We start from the raw sequence: 13934 nt of genomic DNA on the forward strand, positions 1-13934 counted from the left end.
CGGATCGCACATTGAACGTGCAAGCCGCCCTTGCTCGCGATAGCCTGAACGGCAAGGAGCCCAGTTTAGATGACCCAGCCAGTATGACCTTGTTACCCGCGACACATCATGATCTCGTGAGCGAGCTTGTCCGTCGTTGGCGAGACGATCCCGGCGCCACCTATCGCTCCTGGTTTCTGTGGGACGAACGGCTGAAAAACTTCCGCTCCATCCGTCGCGGGCTGCAGCAGGTGGTCGCAGAAATCGAAAGTGGGCGGTTCGGCGTCGCCTATCGCGGCTCGTCACTGGAAACGGTTGTCCACTCGATCGCCGAACAGCGGCAGATCTTCAAGGGCGCCGACCATGCCTGGCTGTGGAAGCCCAAGCTGCGCATTCCAGACATCTACGAAAGCCCGGACAACCAGCGGGCGTTCGGTCGCCTGCTCGACAATTGCTCGTGCTGCGATACCGCCGAGGAGATCATCAGCCACATCCGCAGCATAGACGCGCTCAAGATCAAGGGGCTGGGGCCGGCGGCGGCCAACCTGCTCTATTTCCTTCACCCGACGCTGGTGCCGCCCTTCAATACCGCGATCGTCAAGGGCTACAATGCCGTCACCGGCGCCAAGGTGAAGCTCGGGTCATGGGATCATTTTCTCGCCATGCGCGCCGGCATCCTCGACCTCAACGACCGTTACCGCGAGTTGCTCTCCAACGATCTCGGCGCGATCGGCGGACTGTTGTTCGACATTGGCTCGGGCCGCTATCCCGCGCCACCGCTGGAGGATGACGCAACGGCGGCCGACGACTGGCTCGGCAGATTGGAACATGCCAGAGCGGAGGCAAGCCGGCTCGACAAGACAGCCGCCGCGCAGGGCGAAACCGATCGCACGCACGCCGAAATCCAGGCCTGGCTGCGCGACCTCGGCCATGCCCTCGGTTACGATGTGTGGATCGCCGCCAATGACCGCGGTCGACTTCACGCTGGCTGCCCGCTTGGACAGGGATGCCTCGAGCGCCTTCCAGACGCCATTGCGACCTCTCCCGGAGCGGACTCGATCCGCCTCATCGACGTGTTGTGGCTGGCGAAGGGTGGCGACGGCGTCGCCGCCGCGTTCGAGGTTGAACATTCGACCTCGATCTACTCGGGGATCGTGCGCATGCTCGATCTGGCGCTGTCGGGGAGCGATCTGCACGCTGCCGCCGGGCTATTCCTGGTCGCACCGAATGCGCGCGAGCAGGACGTTCGCGCGCAACTCCGTCGCCCGGCTTTCAGCCGTATTGCCGATCTCGACTTCGCCTATCTGCCCTATGGCGAGCTGGAGAGAAACAGGGACGCGATCGCTCGTTTTGGAACGGGATTGAAGGCCATCAAGGCGATCTCAAGCCCCCTTCCCTGAAAGGGGGCGTTTGCGGGAGGGGGCGGAATCCTACGCCAAGCTCGCCCAGATAGCCGGCGCGAGATCTTACTTGTTGCTGCCTTCTACGGTCGCGCCAGAAAGGCGACGGCTCAGTTCTATCCGGCGATGGCTACGCATTTTGAAGGTGTCTGGCCCAACGCGCCGATACTCAATGAAGCCGAGAGAACGCCAAAATCGCTCTGCCGCTTCATTCGCTTCCAGCACGGCCAACCGAATCTCTGTGGCACCTCTCGCAGCGGCCCAGCTTTCGACCGTCGAGTAAATTGAGCGTCCGACGCCACGACCACGCTGTGCGGCATCTACGATCATGAAGCCGAGATACCATGTGCCATCACGCGGATAATCGCGGAGGATGGCCGCGATTGCATATAGGCCGCCAGGCCCCTTCCATCCCAGGACAGCTTGATTGTGGGCGCTCTTTTCGGGCGGCACATCGGAGAAAAGCTCGCGAGCATCGTCCAGCGTGGGCGCGGCCCCGTCCTGCAACAGGAAATAGTCGCTGCAACGGTTGTACAGGTCTGCAACGTCTGCGGCGTCCGCTTGGGTAAGTTTGATCGGGGCTCCCGTCATCATCATCGCGTTTTGGCAGCAAGCACGCGCTGACCGTAATCCCGGAGTTCCCCGTTGGGACCGACATAGCGGTAGAGAGTGACGCGCTCGATCCCGAGTTCCTTGCAGAGGTCGGAAACGGACGTGTCGCGTTGGGCCATAGCAGCCTGAGCGAGCCGCACCTGGGCCTTGGAGAGGGCGAACTTGCGGCCACCCTTGCGTCCCCGCGCGCGGGCAGCGGCCAGGCCAGCCATGGTGCGCTCGCGGATCATATCCCGCTCAAACTCCGCCAGTGTGGCAAAAATGCCGAACACCATCCGGCCCGATGGCGTCGTGGTGTCGATCTGCGCGCCCTTGCCGGTGAGCACCCGCAGACCGATACCGCGATCCGACAGATTCTGCACCGTGCTGACCAGGTGGGTGAGCGTTCGGCCGAGCCGGTCGAGCTTCCAAACGATGAGGACATCGCCGTCGCGCAACGATTTCAGGCAGGCGGCAAGACCGGGGCGATCATCACGGCTACCGGATGCACGATCATCATAGATATTGCCTGGCTCGACACCGGCAGCGCGAAGGGCATCGTGCTGCAGGTCGAGCGACTGCGAGCCGTCGGCTTTGGACACGCGGGCGTAGCCGATCAGCATGGATCACAAACGAAGGTTTGAGGCGGTGACGAACATGAGCACATAAGATTGGGCTATTGTGTATCTTAACCAGCATCTCAATCAAGCTATCTCAAACCGTAGCTCGGAAAGAATAAGGAGCATGTATGCCGCGTCGCGTGACCCTGACCGATCGACAGCGCGAGGCGCTGCTTCACTTGCCGGTCGATCAAGGTGAGCTGCTGCGGCACTATACCCTCAGCGATGAGGATCTCGGGCATATCCGCCAGCGCCGGCGCGCCCACAATCGTTTTGGCTTCGCGCTGCAACTGTGCGTCCTGCGCTACCCGGGCCGGGTGCTCGCTCCTGGCGAGTTGATCCCGGCGCAGGTATCGGATTTCATCGCGGCCCAGCTCGGCCTGACCAGCGACGATCTACTCCTCTATGCCGCGCGCGAGGAGACCCGGCACGAGCATCTGGCGGACCTTCGCCGAATCTACGGCTATCGCTCCTTTTCGGGGCGGGGCGCACGGGATTTGCGCGAATGGATCGCTCGGGAAGCCGAGGCGGCGACATCGAATGAGGATCTTGCCCGTCGCTTCGTTGCGGAGTGTCGCCGCACCCGCACGATCCTTCCCGGCTCCTCGACGATCGAGCGCCTTTGCGCCGATGCGCTGGTTGAGGCCGAGCGCCGGATCGAGGATCTTATCGCCCATCGCATCACGCCAACCCTGAGCGAGAATTTGGCTCACCTGTTGGAGGATACGGTGGATGGTCGCGTCACGCGCTTCGTATGGCTGCGACAGTTCGAGGTTGGCGCAAATTCAGCAGCCGCTAACCGGCTGATGGATCGACTGGAATATCTTCAAAGGTTCGATCTTCCGGCGGATTTGCTGGACGGCGTGCCGGCGCATCGTGTGACCCGGCTTCGCCGGCAGGGCGAGCGCTATTACGCCGACGGCATGCGTGATCTGCCCGAAGACAGGCGGCTTGCGATCCTCGCTGTCTGCACCCTGGAATGGCGGTCATCGCTGGCCGATGTCATCGTGGAGACCCACGATCGCATCGTAGGCCGTCTCTATCGGGCCTCCGAACGCCTTTGCAACACCAGGATCGCCGACGAAAAGGCGGCCGTTCGGGACACGCTGAAGTCCTTTGCCGAAATCGGTGGTGCTTTGCTTGGAGCGCAGGACGATGGCACGGCCCTGGACGGGATAATCGCCACCGGGCCTGGCTGGGAACGGTTCAGAACCCTTGTCGGCGTCACCTCAAGGTTTGTTCGCCAGACAACGATTTCTCGGACATAAGCGGAACATGGGCTACGCTACACGCTTCAACCGCGCCATTGGCTCGTTGAGTGGGTGGAATTCACCTGCTGGAAGTCGCCTGGCCTGCTCCCAGAGGTAATCGCCGGTCAGACTGATGTGCGCCCAGCCCATCGGAGAAAGGTGCGCAAGCAGTGCCGCATCGAACGTCGTGCCGACAGCGTTGAGGTGCTGGGCGGCCCGGTCGAGATAGACCGTGTTCCAGTAGGAAATCGCCGCAATCAGCAGGTTCAGCCCAGATGCGCGAAATTCCTGATTTTCCAGCGAGCGATCGGTGAACCGACCCTGCCGGTTGGTATAGATGGCGGCGGCAAGCGTGTGCCTCGCCTCGCCTTTGTTGAGACCGGCCTGACAGGCACGTCGCAGTTCCGGTTGTTCAAGCCAATCGAGCGTGAACAAAGTGCGCTCGATACGGCCCAGTTCAGCCAATGCAAAATCCAGCCTGTTCTGGCGTTTGTAGGCGGCAAGTTTTCGCAAGATTACTGACGGCGCCACCGTGCCATCCTTGATTGAGGCGACAATCCTGACGATGTCATCCCAATCGGCCTCGATCGCTGCCGTTTTGATGGTGCGGCCCATCAGATTTTCGATGCCCTTGTATGTCGATGGCGCAGCGATCGAACCCAGCTTGCGGTCGCCAATATCGCGCAGCCGTGGCGCGAAGCGGAACCCGAGTAGGTGGCAGAGTGCGAAAACATGATCGGTGGCGCCGCCGGTATCGGTATAGTGCTCATGCAACGGAAGGTTGCCGGCGCCCAGGACAAGCCCGTCGAGCACGTAAGGCGCTTCACCTGCCGTCGCGGACATGATCCGTGATCCGAATGATGCGAAGTGATCGGAAAGGTGAGAATAGATTTTCACGCCAGGTTCGGCGCCATATTTGGCATTGACGTCCGCCGCCCCTGAACGGCTCCGCCCCGACCGGAAGAACTGGCCATCGGACGACGAACTGGTGCCAGCGCCCCAATGCCGCGCGAAGGGTAATTCGTGATGGGCTGAGATGATCATGGCCAGCGCGGCCTGATAGTTCTCGGGTGAAAGATACCAGTTGTGGGTCCATGCGAGTTGGGCATAGCTGACGCCTTCGCTGGCATTGGCCATCCGCTCCAGCCCGAGGTTGGTGCCATCAGCCAGAATTGCGGCGAGTACCGTGCTGGGGTTGTCGTGCTCCTTGCCTGAGCGCAGGTCACGGAATGCGTTCAAAAAACCAGTGCGTTCGGCGACTTCAAGCAGCAGCTCGGTGATGCGCACGCGGGGAAGCAGGGTATCGAGCTTGCGATCGAGGGCTTCAGCTTCCGGTGGGGTGACAGGCGGCATTTGCTGAAGCTTGAGCCGGTCTCGTTCGAGCGACACTCCCTCAAGCTTGTTTGTTTTCAACTGCTTGGCAAATCGGCGCAGCCGCCAGTCAAGATTTCGTGCCCGGTCAGCGAGGTAGGATGCAGCATTTGAATCGAACGGAAGCACATCCGCCACTTTGGCGGCGTCGCGCCGACCCAGCAAATAGGCATCGAAGCGCTGATAGTTGCGGGTTCCCTCGATCCATACATCACCGGCGCGCAAACGATCACGCAAGGTTGCCATGATCGCAATTTCATAACGTCGGCGGTCGATACGGCCGCTTTCGGTGATGAGACGCTTCCACTGCCGATTGGGGAATGGCAGTGGAACGCCATCGGGAAGGTCGCGCGACTTTCGTGTGTTCGCATCGCGAATGACATCGATGGCTTTGATCAGTGCCGTCCCTGTTCCAGACGCCTTGAAGGTGAAGGCGTCCAGAAATGCCGGGCTGAAACGCCGTAGCGTGGCGTAACGCTCGGTTGCCGTTACCAGTGCGTCCTCGCCGGCAAGATCAGCAAGGGCATCTACTTGGGCCTTTGCCGCAACAAGCCGGTGCCAGCCCACCGCTTCGTCAATCAATTCGAGCGGATCGCCGCCATTCTGGACAGCCTCATCAAGTGCTGTAATCGTGGCGCCAAACAGCCGCATGAGTTGCCCCACCGACTGAATACTATCTTGGTAGCGACGCTCGCGCCCACGCCGCGCGCGCGTGAACATGCCGCCGATAAGTCGGTCAAACATTTGGATCGCGGCATCGGCAAGTCTGGCCTCAAGGTCGATCACTGCGGCCGTCAACGTCGCCCGCCTGCGATTGACGCTGTAATCCGAAAGCAGGAATGCCGGTGCCACGCCGCCCTCGCGGACAAATTGGGCAAAGCGGAATTCCGGAATGGCGCCCCCAACTACCGGGTGGATACCTATGCCGCGAACATAGCGCAGGCGCTCAAGCAAGCCATTGATATTGGCCGCAGTCGGGGCTTCTTCGAAATTACGCAACCACGCCAGCGGTGTCATGCCGAAATCCGGGTTGTTGATTACGAGTTCGTCTAGCCGTGTCAGTTCAGCAGAGCTGAGGCCTTCGACGATTGCGGCTGCGGCAGCTTTGCGTGCGCGTGCCCGGCCAGCAAGACCGGCGCGTTCCAGTGTGTCGCCTGACGGAAGAATGAACCGCTCACCCTTCAGGCCAACCATGAGGGCGCGAACAATCGGTTCACCTCTGTCTGTATACTCGGCGGCTTGCGCGGCAAGATTCAGGGCAAGTGCCAGGTCGCCGCGTCGAAACGGGCGTATGCCAAGATAACGCGCCACGAGATCGGCATGATCGGTACGGGTTTGCGCGCGCTGACCATATGCAGAGAAGGAGGAAGGATCGACGAATAACTGTGCCGCGAGGTACTGAAGAATGACGTCGGGAAGCCCGATCTCGGGTTGCAGACCAAAGCCGGGATGTCGCATCAAAGCGATTTGTGCAGCCAGACCGAGGCGATTTGCTGGACCATAGCGGCGCCCAACCAATTCAACATCTTCCGCAGAAAGGGTATAATGCCCAATGATCGCGGTTTCTTGGACAGGAGGATCGAACAGGCGCCGGCGCTCGTCTCCGGTCAGAAGTCGGCGTCGTGCCATTTTGCTCTCCCGCTGAGGCGAATAACAAAATTGACACCAAAGCGGCTTGCACTGGAGGGAGGCCATTCGTTGCCGGTTGATCCCCGAGCAATCACCCGGCGCAGCAAGACAGTTTGGCGACATCCTTATCAAACGTTTGGGCCGCCAGTTTGAGGCCTTCCACAGTGGTCAGGTAAGGAAATATCGTTGCACCCAATTCCAGGGTGGTCATGCCGTGTTTGATCGCCAGCACCAGTGTCTGGATCGAATCCGCGCCTTCGGGTGCCATGATCTGGCCGCCCAGCAAACGGTCGTTCGCCTTGTCGGCAATCAGTTTGATGAGACCCCGCGTATCGCGTGCTGCCAGTGCCCTTGGCACAGCATCGAGCGGGAGCAGCGAAACCTTGATGTCCAGGCCTTGCGCCCGTGCTGTCGTTTCAGTGAGGCCGGCGCTGGCGACTTGCGGGTCGGTGAAGACGACGGATGGCATGGAGGAATTGTCGTAGCGGTATTGGTTGCCCGTCACCGCGTTGCGCGCGGCCAGTTTTGCGCCATAGGCGGCCATGTAGACGAACTGGTCCCGTCCCGTTACATCGCCCGCCGCGTAAATGCCTGGAACCGACGTTTCGAGGTGGTCATCGACGACGATTCCACCATTACGGGCAAGCACTATGCCGCGCTCCTCCAGCCCAAGCCCGTCGCTATTGGGTCGGCGTCCGGTGGCGATGAGCACCTGTTCCGCCGCGACGGTGTCACAATGCCCCTCGCAGGTCAATTCGACCCCGCTCTGTGTTTGGGCGATACGCTGATAGCCGACACCTGCGCAAACCCGCACGCCCTCGGCTTCCAAATAGTTTTTCAGCGCGGCACTCACTTCCGGGTCCATTTCGGGGAGCAGGCGGCTTCGGCAGCAGATGGTGACATCAACGCCCAGACGCGAAAACATCTGTCCCAGTTCTACCCCGATCACCCCGCCACCGATCACCAGCAGCGATTTGGGCAAGCGATCCAGCGCCAGCGCCGATGTGCTGGTTAGGTAGGGCACGCTGTCCATCCCCGGAATCGGCGGCACGGCGGCGTGCGCACCCATCGCCAATATGACCTTGCCGACCTTCATGGGCGCATCGCCGACAATCAGCGCACCATCGGCAAAGCGTGCCTTGCCCTCGATATAGCTCACACCGTCATAGGCGGGCAGCAGATCGACATATTTTTTTTGGCGCAGCGTCGTGACAAGATCGTCCTTCGACGCCGCCAATACGGACCAGTCATCCATCTGGACAGCGCCCCCAAGGCCGGGAAAGCGCGCGGCGGCAAGCCCACCATGCACCGCTTCGGCGGCGCGGATCAGCGTCTTGGAAGGAACGCAGCCAACATTGACACAGGTGCCGCCAATCGTGCCGTGACCGACGAGCGCCACTTTCGCGCCCAGATCGGCAGCGGCGATCGCGGCGGAGTACCCGGCAGAACCCGCGCCGATGACGGCCACGTCAAATCCTTCCTGCCCGGGGCGGTTGCAACAGTCGTTCATTGCTTATCGCTTTCTTGAGGCGCTGGCGGCGCCCCGCTCAGTTTTGAATAGCGCGCGCCGGATAACCCGCGTTGGTTGATGCAGCGGCAATCGCAGCAGCATTGGTGCGGCGCGGGTTATAGGTTGCGCGCGCGGTCTTGGCTGCGAAATCGACCGTGACCGCCGTTACCCCGGCGACGCCTTCCATCGCCTTCTTCACGGTGATCGGGCAGGTGGCGCAGGTCATGTTCTCTATGGCAAAGGTGGTTTGCTTCTGAGCGGTTGCGGTAGCCGCGGGGCGATCTTGCGCCGTGCCACTAACTGCATAGGCGACCCCGCCGCCAGCCATAGCCAGCACGGCCATAGCGATACATACTGTCTTTTTCATGGGTATTTCCTTTCAATAGAACCAGGGTGCCCACCAGTCGATGGTGAGCGCCAGGATGGCGACGGCAAGGCCCAGCCACAGCACCGCCTTGGTGGTCCAAGCCGATTGTGGACGAGCGCAGTAGGAACCGTCTTCACAGGGCGGTTTCGGCTTGAAATAGACATGCCAGAAGCCGTAGCCGAGCAGCGCGAGCGTTACGCCTGCGACATAGGGCTTGTAAGGTTCGAGCGCCGTCAGGTTGGCGATCCACGCGCCGGAAATTCCGAGCATAACCAACAGTAGCGGGACGACGCAGCAAGCCGAGGCGAGCCCCGCGCCGATCAATGCGCCCGCCGCAACCCAGTTTGCCTGCTTCGGCTCGTGGTTTTCGGTGAGGGCTGGCTGTCCCGCTTCCGGCGTTGAGACCATGGCTTGAATCCCTTGTTCCAACTGAGTGATTCGCAGTGTAGGCTCTGTAGCCACTACAGACTCAAGAGGTATTTTCATGGAGCAACAGGTCGGCATCTTGCGTGCCCAGCTTGCCCGGAAAACAGGCTGCAATCTCGAAACCATCCGCTATTACGAGAAGGTGGGATTGCTGCCGGGGCCGCCTCGCAGTTCCAACGGCTACCGCGTCTATTCGCCGGAACTGGTGCAAAGGTTGCAGTTCATCCTGCGCGCGCGCGACCTTGGCTATGCAATGGATGAGATACGGTCATTGTTGTCGCTCACCGATACCGGTGCACAAACCTGCGCGGAGGTTATGGCGAGAACCGAACTCCACCTTGAAGATGTCCGCCGCCGCATTGCAGATTTGCAGAAGATAGAGGTGACGCTGGCGACCACGTTAGCCAGATGCACTGGAGATGACGTTGCCGAATGTCCCATCCTGGAAGCACTCCAGTTTTTACCCCATCAAGGCAATTGACGCCATCTTTGAGGGATTTGATTTTGTGATGTCAGCTTGGAGTATAGCCTAACCGGACGTCAGGGCGCTACCGCGGTTTCTGTCAGATTAGGGTACTAAACGGAATTTGTTGACGAATGTCGTTGCGTATCATAGATTTCAACCTGACATTTTGATGGAGAGAGTGCGCAGTGAAGGGGCAACGGATCGGCTATGTCCGGGTCAGCACGTTCGATCAGAATGTGGATCGCCAATTGGAAGGTCAGTCGCTCGATCGGACCTTCACCGACAAGGCATCGGGCAAGGACGTCAACCGCCCCCAGCTTGAGGCTCTGCTCACTTTCGCCCGCGAAGGCGATACCGTCGTCGTCCACAGCATGGATCGGTTGGCCCGCAATCTGGATGACCTGCGCAAGCTGGTCCAGGGCCTCACCAAGCGAGGTATCCGGATCGAGTTTGAGAAGGAAAGCCTGTCCTTCTCGGGGGAGGACTCCCCGATGGCCAATCTGATGCTCTCGGTCATGGGTGCGTTTGCTGAGTTCGAGCGCGCCCTGATCCGCGAACGGCAACGCGAAGGCATTGCGATCGCTCGGCAGCGCGGCGCCTATCGGGGGCGGAAACGGTCGCTCTCGGATGAGATGATTGCCGATCTGCACCGCCGCGTTGCCGCCGGTGAACGCAAGGCGACCATCGCGCGCGACATGGGCATCAGCCGCGAAACCCTCTACCAGTACCTTCGCGCCGCTGCCTGACACCAATGTTCACATTATGTCCGGAAAATCGTTGTTCAGCGTACAAAGCTTGAGGTGACGCCTATTCCGAGGATGTCACGCCGCAGGACGATAAGAAAGGCGATCGCGGCCTGTTCTTCATCTTCATCAGCGCGCGTGCCTATGACACGATCGAGTTCATGCAGCAGGAATGGATCAATCGCGGGAATTTCGTCGACCTTGGCGAAGAGCGCGATCCAATCGTCGGCCTGCATGAGGAGGACGGTCGGTTCACCATCCCGCAGGCGCCCGCGCGCAAGCGCATCGACGGTGTGCAGACTTTCAATGTCATGAAGGGAGGCGAATATCTGTTCATGCCAAGCCTATCGGCGCTTAAGTGGTTGGCAGAACGACGCTAAAGCTATTCACCTGATTGTCGGTTGAGATTTGAAGTGTGCAGAGTGACCCGGAAAGTGCGGGGCTGTGCGGAAGGTTAAGTGAGTGGGAGTTGAGTTTCGGCAAGGCTGGGGATGGTTGGTCCTTGTAGCGCTTACGATTTCGACGACCGGCGATGAAATCACGTTGCTGACGTTGATGTTCCGCACTGCCGAGAACGCATTCGGCTATCCTTGTCGAACCCGTACAGGGTTCGCAGGTCGCCTGGGCCGTCGATGGCGACCGCGGCGGAAACCTTCAGTGGATCAGCGCCGCGGACCTCGCTGTCGGCAGGCAATCTGGGACGGGCCGCCAGCCACAGGGCAGCGTGGGCGCCGGCAGAATGTCCCACCGTCACCACATGCTTCAGGTCCAGAGGCTGGGTTCGTGCCAGCACCCTCAAGTGATCGAGCGCCGCTCCCCAATCCTGGAAGGTCCCAGGCCACCCGCCGCGGGTGTCACCAACCTGTCGATACTCTATATTCCATGTCGCCACGCCCTTGTCCGTCAAGGCGCTCGCCAACGGCGCCGTGCCTGCCAGTGTCTCATAGCCTTTGGTCCAGCAGCCACCGTGAATGACCATGACGACGGGAAACGGGCCAGGACCTGCAGGCAAGCGCAGTTCACCGATCTGCAGAGGATCAGGACCATAGGCCTCGACGAGCGTCGGAGCGGTGACGGGAAGGGCGTGGAGTTGGGGCGGTCCGATCAGCGCATGTTGGTTATCCGACGGCGTCTGCGCCCAAGCGGTGCTCGTGACAATCAAGACTGTAGCCAGGCCTAATGAACGGTATCGCATGATCTACCTCTTTCATGCATCTTCCCGCTCCGACGTTACCAGCCAGTTCGTCAAATGTGAGAAGACAGCAATTCGTCATTAGATAACATGGTTCGCTATATTCTTTTCGGAAACACCATTCCGTCATCGAGTGGGCAAAGCGATAGATGAAATCCCGTTTCTGGCGCAAAGCATATTGCGGCTATGCGCGATCACGGTAGCCATGATCATGGAAGTGATACGTCAGGCGACCAAAGAGCTATCTAGATTTCATTGTCGTCGTGAATTGCGGTTTCAGAGGATCGTGGGTTTTATCTCACTTGGCTATCCATGCTTCGACCAGCTTGACCGCATCCTCTACTGTTTTGACCTCACCGGCGGCTTCATCCGGGATAGTGAGTCCGAATTCGTCTTCAAGCGCCATCACAACTTCCAGCACATCGAGACTATCCACGCCGATGTCATCGTAGAAAGACGAAGCAAGGGCAATCTGATCCGGATAGACGCCGAGCTGACGGCTAATGATCCTGAAAACTCGGGGAGCGATTTCTTCCATCACAAAGCCCTCGCGCGGACACTATCGGCTAGGAAACAGGGCAGATTCTCGTAAACTCAATCATCGCAGAGCAACGATATTGTCCTGCGGCCAGTAAATTCATCATGCCTTGCTGAGCATTTTCTCGGCGCTCGTTTTCACAAAATCCGAAATCTGTCCTGACATCATTTTGAGGAACAGCGGTACGCTGACGTCGCCGCGAATCTCGCTATCCTCAATGTCGAGTTGCACCGGGATATTCTGCCCCATCGCCCCGATGACCAAGTGTAGTGCGTAGTCCGATACCCACTCGGAACTGAGCGAACCGCCTCCCGGGATATGCGCTGCCAGCTTGGGCAGGCCGGCCTCGATCCTGCTCTTCGCTTCGATTTTACCAAGGCTGTGCGGGATAACGACTTCCATATCTTCTTTCCTGTTCAGGCCGCCCGATCGACGAGCAGCAAGGTCGATGTCGCGGAGGCATAGAGTTTGCCGGCCATGTCGATCAGACGCGCCTCGGTATGCGCCACCCTCTTGCCCATCGACACCACCTGGCCGATTGCACGGACCATCCCGACCCTGTCGGTCAAGGGCGCATGATAGGCGACCTTGAGTTCGAGCGTGACGCAGTTGATGGGCACTTGGGCCGCGGAGTTCGCCGCGATGCCGCAGGCCGAATCCAGCAGCGTCGCGGCATAGCCACCATGGGCGATGCCCATGAAATTGTAGGTCTGCGAGGTGGGCGTCGCGACAAAGACGACCTTCCCCTCCTCCGCCTCAAGCAGATCGATGTCGAACAGGTCCATCATGGGCGGCCGGGTGCCGGCCGCCATGAACTGTTCGATCTCTTCCAGACCGGTCATCGCTTACCTCAAAGCTTTTCGGTCAGTTCAGGAACGATCTTGAAGAGGTCGCCGACCAGGCCGATATCGGCGACCTGGAAGATGGGCGCGTCCTCATCCTTGTTGATCGCGATGATGGTCTTGCTATCCTTCATGCCAGCAAGGTGCTGAATCGCACCCGATATGCCGACGGCGACATAGACTTCCGGCGCCACGATCTTGCCGGTCTGGCCGACCTGAAAATCGTTGGGCGCATAGCCAGCATCGACCGCTGCGCGGCTTGCGCCCACACCCGCGCCCAGCTTGTCGGCCAGCGGATCGATCACGCCATGAAACTGCCCGGCCGAGCCCAGCGCTCGCCCGCCCGAGACGATGATTTTGGCCGAGGTGAGTTCCGGGCGCTCGGACTGGGCGATCTCGGCACCCACGAAGCTGGAAAGTCCCGCATCCGTGCCCGTCGCAGCCTCGATACTGGCCGAGCCACCCTCGCGGGCCGCCTTCTCGAAGGCTGTGCCACGCACCGTGATAACCTTCTTTGCATCAGACGACTGGACCGTCGCGATCGCATTTCCCGCGTAGATGGGACGCGTGAACGTGTCAGCGCTTTCCACCGACAGGATGTCGCTGACCTGCATCACATCAAGCAAGGCCGCCACGCGCGGCGCGATGTTCTTGCCATTCGAAGTGGAAGGCGCCACGAACGCGTCATAGCCGCGCATCAGGTCCGCGACGGCCGGCGCGACATTCTCGGGCAAAGCGTGTTTGAACGCCGCATCGTCGAACGTTACGACTTTGGCGACACCCGCGACCTTCGCAGCAGCCTCGGCCACGCCGCCGATGCCCGCACCGGCAACCAGCAGATGGACCTCACCAAGTTTGGCAGCGGCGGTGACGGCCGATAGCGTCGCATCCTTGACCGACGCATTGTCATGTTCAACCCAGACGAGCGTATTCATAACTTATTCTCCGAGAAATCCGCCCCCGCTTCATCTCTGTGCGCACAGGATGAAGCGGGGTGCGCCGTCACTTGC

15 protein-coding genes and 1 pseudogene are annotated in these 13934 nt (G+C 60.2%); 4 read left to right on the top strand and 12 right to left on the bottom strand.

Annotated features, from left to right (window positions below; genetic code table 11):
- Positions 1–116: 116 nt before the first annotated feature.
- Positions 117–1379 (top strand): hypothetical protein, encoded by a 1263-nt coding sequence (locus GGR89_RS15860; RefSeq protein WP_007683327.1) that lies wholly within the window; start codon positions 117–119, stop codon positions 1377–1379.
- A 66-nt stretch (positions 1380–1445) separates the two neighbouring features.
- On the opposite strand, the gene GGR89_RS15865 is transcribed toward GGR89_RS15860, so the two are convergent.
- Together GGR89_RS15865 and GGR89_RS15870 are read right to left on the bottom strand one after the other, a co-directional pair.
- Positions 1446–1976, bottom strand: a complete 531-nt coding sequence (locus tag GGR89_RS15865) for a GNAT family N-acetyltransferase (RefSeq protein WP_007686150.1) — start codon at positions 1974–1976, stop codon at positions 1446–1448.
- A complete protein-coding gene (locus GGR89_RS15870; protein WP_008832583.1) occupies positions 1973–2593 on the bottom strand; it encodes a recombinase family protein in 621 nt (206 codons plus the stop codon). Before GGR89_RS15870 ends, GGR89_RS15865 begins: the two co-directional genes overlap by 4 nt.
- Positions 2594–2718: 125 nt before the next feature.
- Between GGR89_RS15870 and GGR89_RS15875 the strand changes: the two are divergent.
- Positions 2719–3825: pseudogene (locus GGR89_RS15875) on the top strand (DUF4158 domain-containing protein); the annotation flags it as partial.
- A 45-nt stretch (positions 3826–3870) separates the two neighbouring features.
- On the opposite strand, the gene GGR89_RS15880 reads toward GGR89_RS15875, so the two are convergent.
- From GGR89_RS15880 to GGR89_RS15895, 4 genes are all read right to left on the bottom strand, one after another.
- Positions 3871–6840, bottom strand: coding sequence for a Tn3 family transposase (locus GGR89_RS15880; protein ID WP_014072601.1), 2970 nt, complete (start codon positions 6838–6840; stop codon positions 3871–3873).
- 91 nt (positions 6841–6931) lie between these two features.
- Entirely contained in the window at positions 6932–8308 is a 1377-nt protein-coding gene (gene merA, locus GGR89_RS15885) for a mercury(II) reductase (protein WP_017503488.1), read from the bottom strand.
- A gap of 79 nt (positions 8309–8387) precedes the next feature.
- Positions 8388–8717 carry a heavy-metal-associated domain-containing protein gene (locus tag GGR89_RS15890; RefSeq protein ID WP_004213249.1) on the bottom strand — a complete coding sequence of 110 codons (330 nt, stop codon included), beginning with the start codon at positions 8715–8717 and terminating at the stop codon, positions 8388–8390.
- Between the two features lie 12 nt (positions 8718–8729).
- Positions 8730–9125: a mercuric transporter MerT family protein gene (locus GGR89_RS15895; protein ID WP_014072602.1), complete on the bottom strand. Its 396-nt coding sequence runs from the start codon at positions 9123–9125 to the stop codon at positions 8730–8732.
- A gap of 76 nt (positions 9126–9201) precedes the next feature.
- On the opposite strand from GGR89_RS15895, the gene GGR89_RS15900 reads away from it, so the two are divergent.
- Together GGR89_RS15900 and GGR89_RS15905 are read left to right on the top strand one after the other, a co-directional pair.
- Positions 9202–9624 (top strand): MerR family transcriptional regulator, encoded by a 423-nt coding sequence (locus tag GGR89_RS15900; RefSeq protein WP_014072603.1) that lies wholly within the window; start codon positions 9202–9204, stop codon positions 9622–9624.
- A gap of 170 nt (positions 9625–9794) precedes the next feature.
- The gene (locus tag GGR89_RS15905) at positions 9795–10355 is read left to right on the top strand and encodes a recombinase family protein (protein WP_004213255.1); all 561 of its coding nucleotides are present in this window, start codon (positions 9795–9797) and stop codon (positions 10353–10355) included.
- A gap of 35 nt (positions 10356–10390) precedes the next feature.
- Here GGR89_RS15905 and GGR89_RS15910 read toward each other — a convergent pair whose 3' ends face one another.
- From GGR89_RS15910 to GGR89_RS15935, 6 genes are all read right to left on the bottom strand, one after another.
- Positions 10391–10588 carry a hypothetical protein gene (locus GGR89_RS15910; RefSeq protein WP_167713003.1) on the bottom strand — a complete coding sequence of 66 codons (198 nt, stop codon included), beginning with the start codon at positions 10586–10588 and terminating at the stop codon, positions 10391–10393.
- A gap of 302 nt (positions 10589–10890) precedes the next feature.
- A complete protein-coding gene (locus GGR89_RS15915; protein ID WP_245201702.1) occupies positions 10891–11514 on the bottom strand; it encodes an alpha/beta hydrolase family protein in 624 nt (207 codons plus the stop codon).
- A 328-nt stretch (positions 11515–11842) separates the two neighbouring features.
- The gene (gene acpP, locus GGR89_RS15920) at positions 11843–12082 is read right to left on the bottom strand and encodes an acyl carrier protein (RefSeq protein ID WP_004206981.1); all 240 of its coding nucleotides are present in this window, start codon (positions 12080–12082) and stop codon (positions 11843–11845) included.
- 102 nt (positions 12083–12184) lie between these two features.
- Complete coding sequence (locus GGR89_RS15925; RefSeq protein WP_004206980.1) at positions 12185–12484, bottom strand: polyhydroxyalkanoic acid system family protein; 300 nt, start codon at positions 12482–12484, stop codon at positions 12185–12187.
- A 14-nt stretch (positions 12485–12498) separates the two neighbouring features.
- Positions 12499–12924: a PaaI family thioesterase gene (locus GGR89_RS15930; RefSeq protein WP_004206979.1), complete on the bottom strand. Its 426-nt coding sequence runs from the start codon at positions 12922–12924 to the stop codon at positions 12499–12501.
- A gap of 8 nt (positions 12925–12932) precedes the next feature.
- Positions 12933–13859, bottom strand: coding sequence for an electron transfer flavoprotein subunit alpha/FixB family protein (locus GGR89_RS15935; RefSeq protein WP_004206978.1), 927 nt, complete (start codon positions 13857–13859; stop codon positions 12933–12935).
- Positions 13860–13934 lie beyond the last annotated feature (75 nt).

Source organism: Sphingomonas trueperi (assembly GCF_011927635.1).
Taxonomy (GTDB): Bacteria; Pseudomonadota; Alphaproteobacteria; order Sphingomonadales; family Sphingomonadaceae; genus Sphingomonas; species Sphingomonas trueperi.

Coding starts and splice junctions, on each gene's coding strand:
- GGR89_RS15865 (WP_007686150.1), bottom strand. CDS start 1,976: ATGATGATGACGGGAGCCCCGATCAAACTTACCCAAGCGGACGCCGCA.
- GGR89_RS15870 (WP_008832583.1), bottom strand. CDS start 2,593: ATGCTGATCGGCTACGCCCGCGTGTCCAAAGCCGACGGCTCGCAGTCG.
- GGR89_RS15880 (WP_014072601.1), bottom strand. CDS start 6,840: ATGGCACGACGCCGACTTCTGACCGGAGACGAGCGCCGGCGCCTGTTC.
- GGR89_RS15890 (WP_004213249.1), bottom strand. CDS start 8,717: ATGAAAAAGACAGTATGTATCGCTATGGCCGTGCTGGCTATGGCTGGC.
- GGR89_RS15895 (WP_014072602.1), bottom strand. CDS start 9,125: ATGGTCTCAACGCCGGAAGCGGGACAGCCAGCCCTCACCGAAAACCAC.
- GGR89_RS15900 (WP_014072603.1), top strand. CDS start 9,202: ATGGAGCAACAGGTCGGCATCTTGCGTGCCCAGCTTGCCCGGAAAACA.
- GGR89_RS15910 (WP_167713003.1), bottom strand. CDS start 10,588: ATGCAGGCCGACGATTGGATCGCGCTCTTCGCCAAGGTCGACGAAATT.
- acpP (WP_004206981.1), bottom strand. CDS start 12,082: ATGGAAGAAATCGCTCCCCGAGTTTTCAGGATCATTAGCCGTCAGCTC.
- GGR89_RS15925 (WP_004206980.1), bottom strand. CDS start 12,484: ATGGAAGTCGTTATCCCGCACAGCCTTGGTAAAATCGAAGCGAAGAGC.
- GGR89_RS15930 (WP_004206979.1), bottom strand. CDS start 12,924: ATGACCGGTCTGGAAGAGATCGAACAGTTCATGGCGGCCGGCACCCGG.
- GGR89_RS15935 (WP_004206978.1), bottom strand. CDS start 13,859: ATGAATACGCTCGTCTGGGTTGAACATGACAATGCGTCGGTCAAGGAT.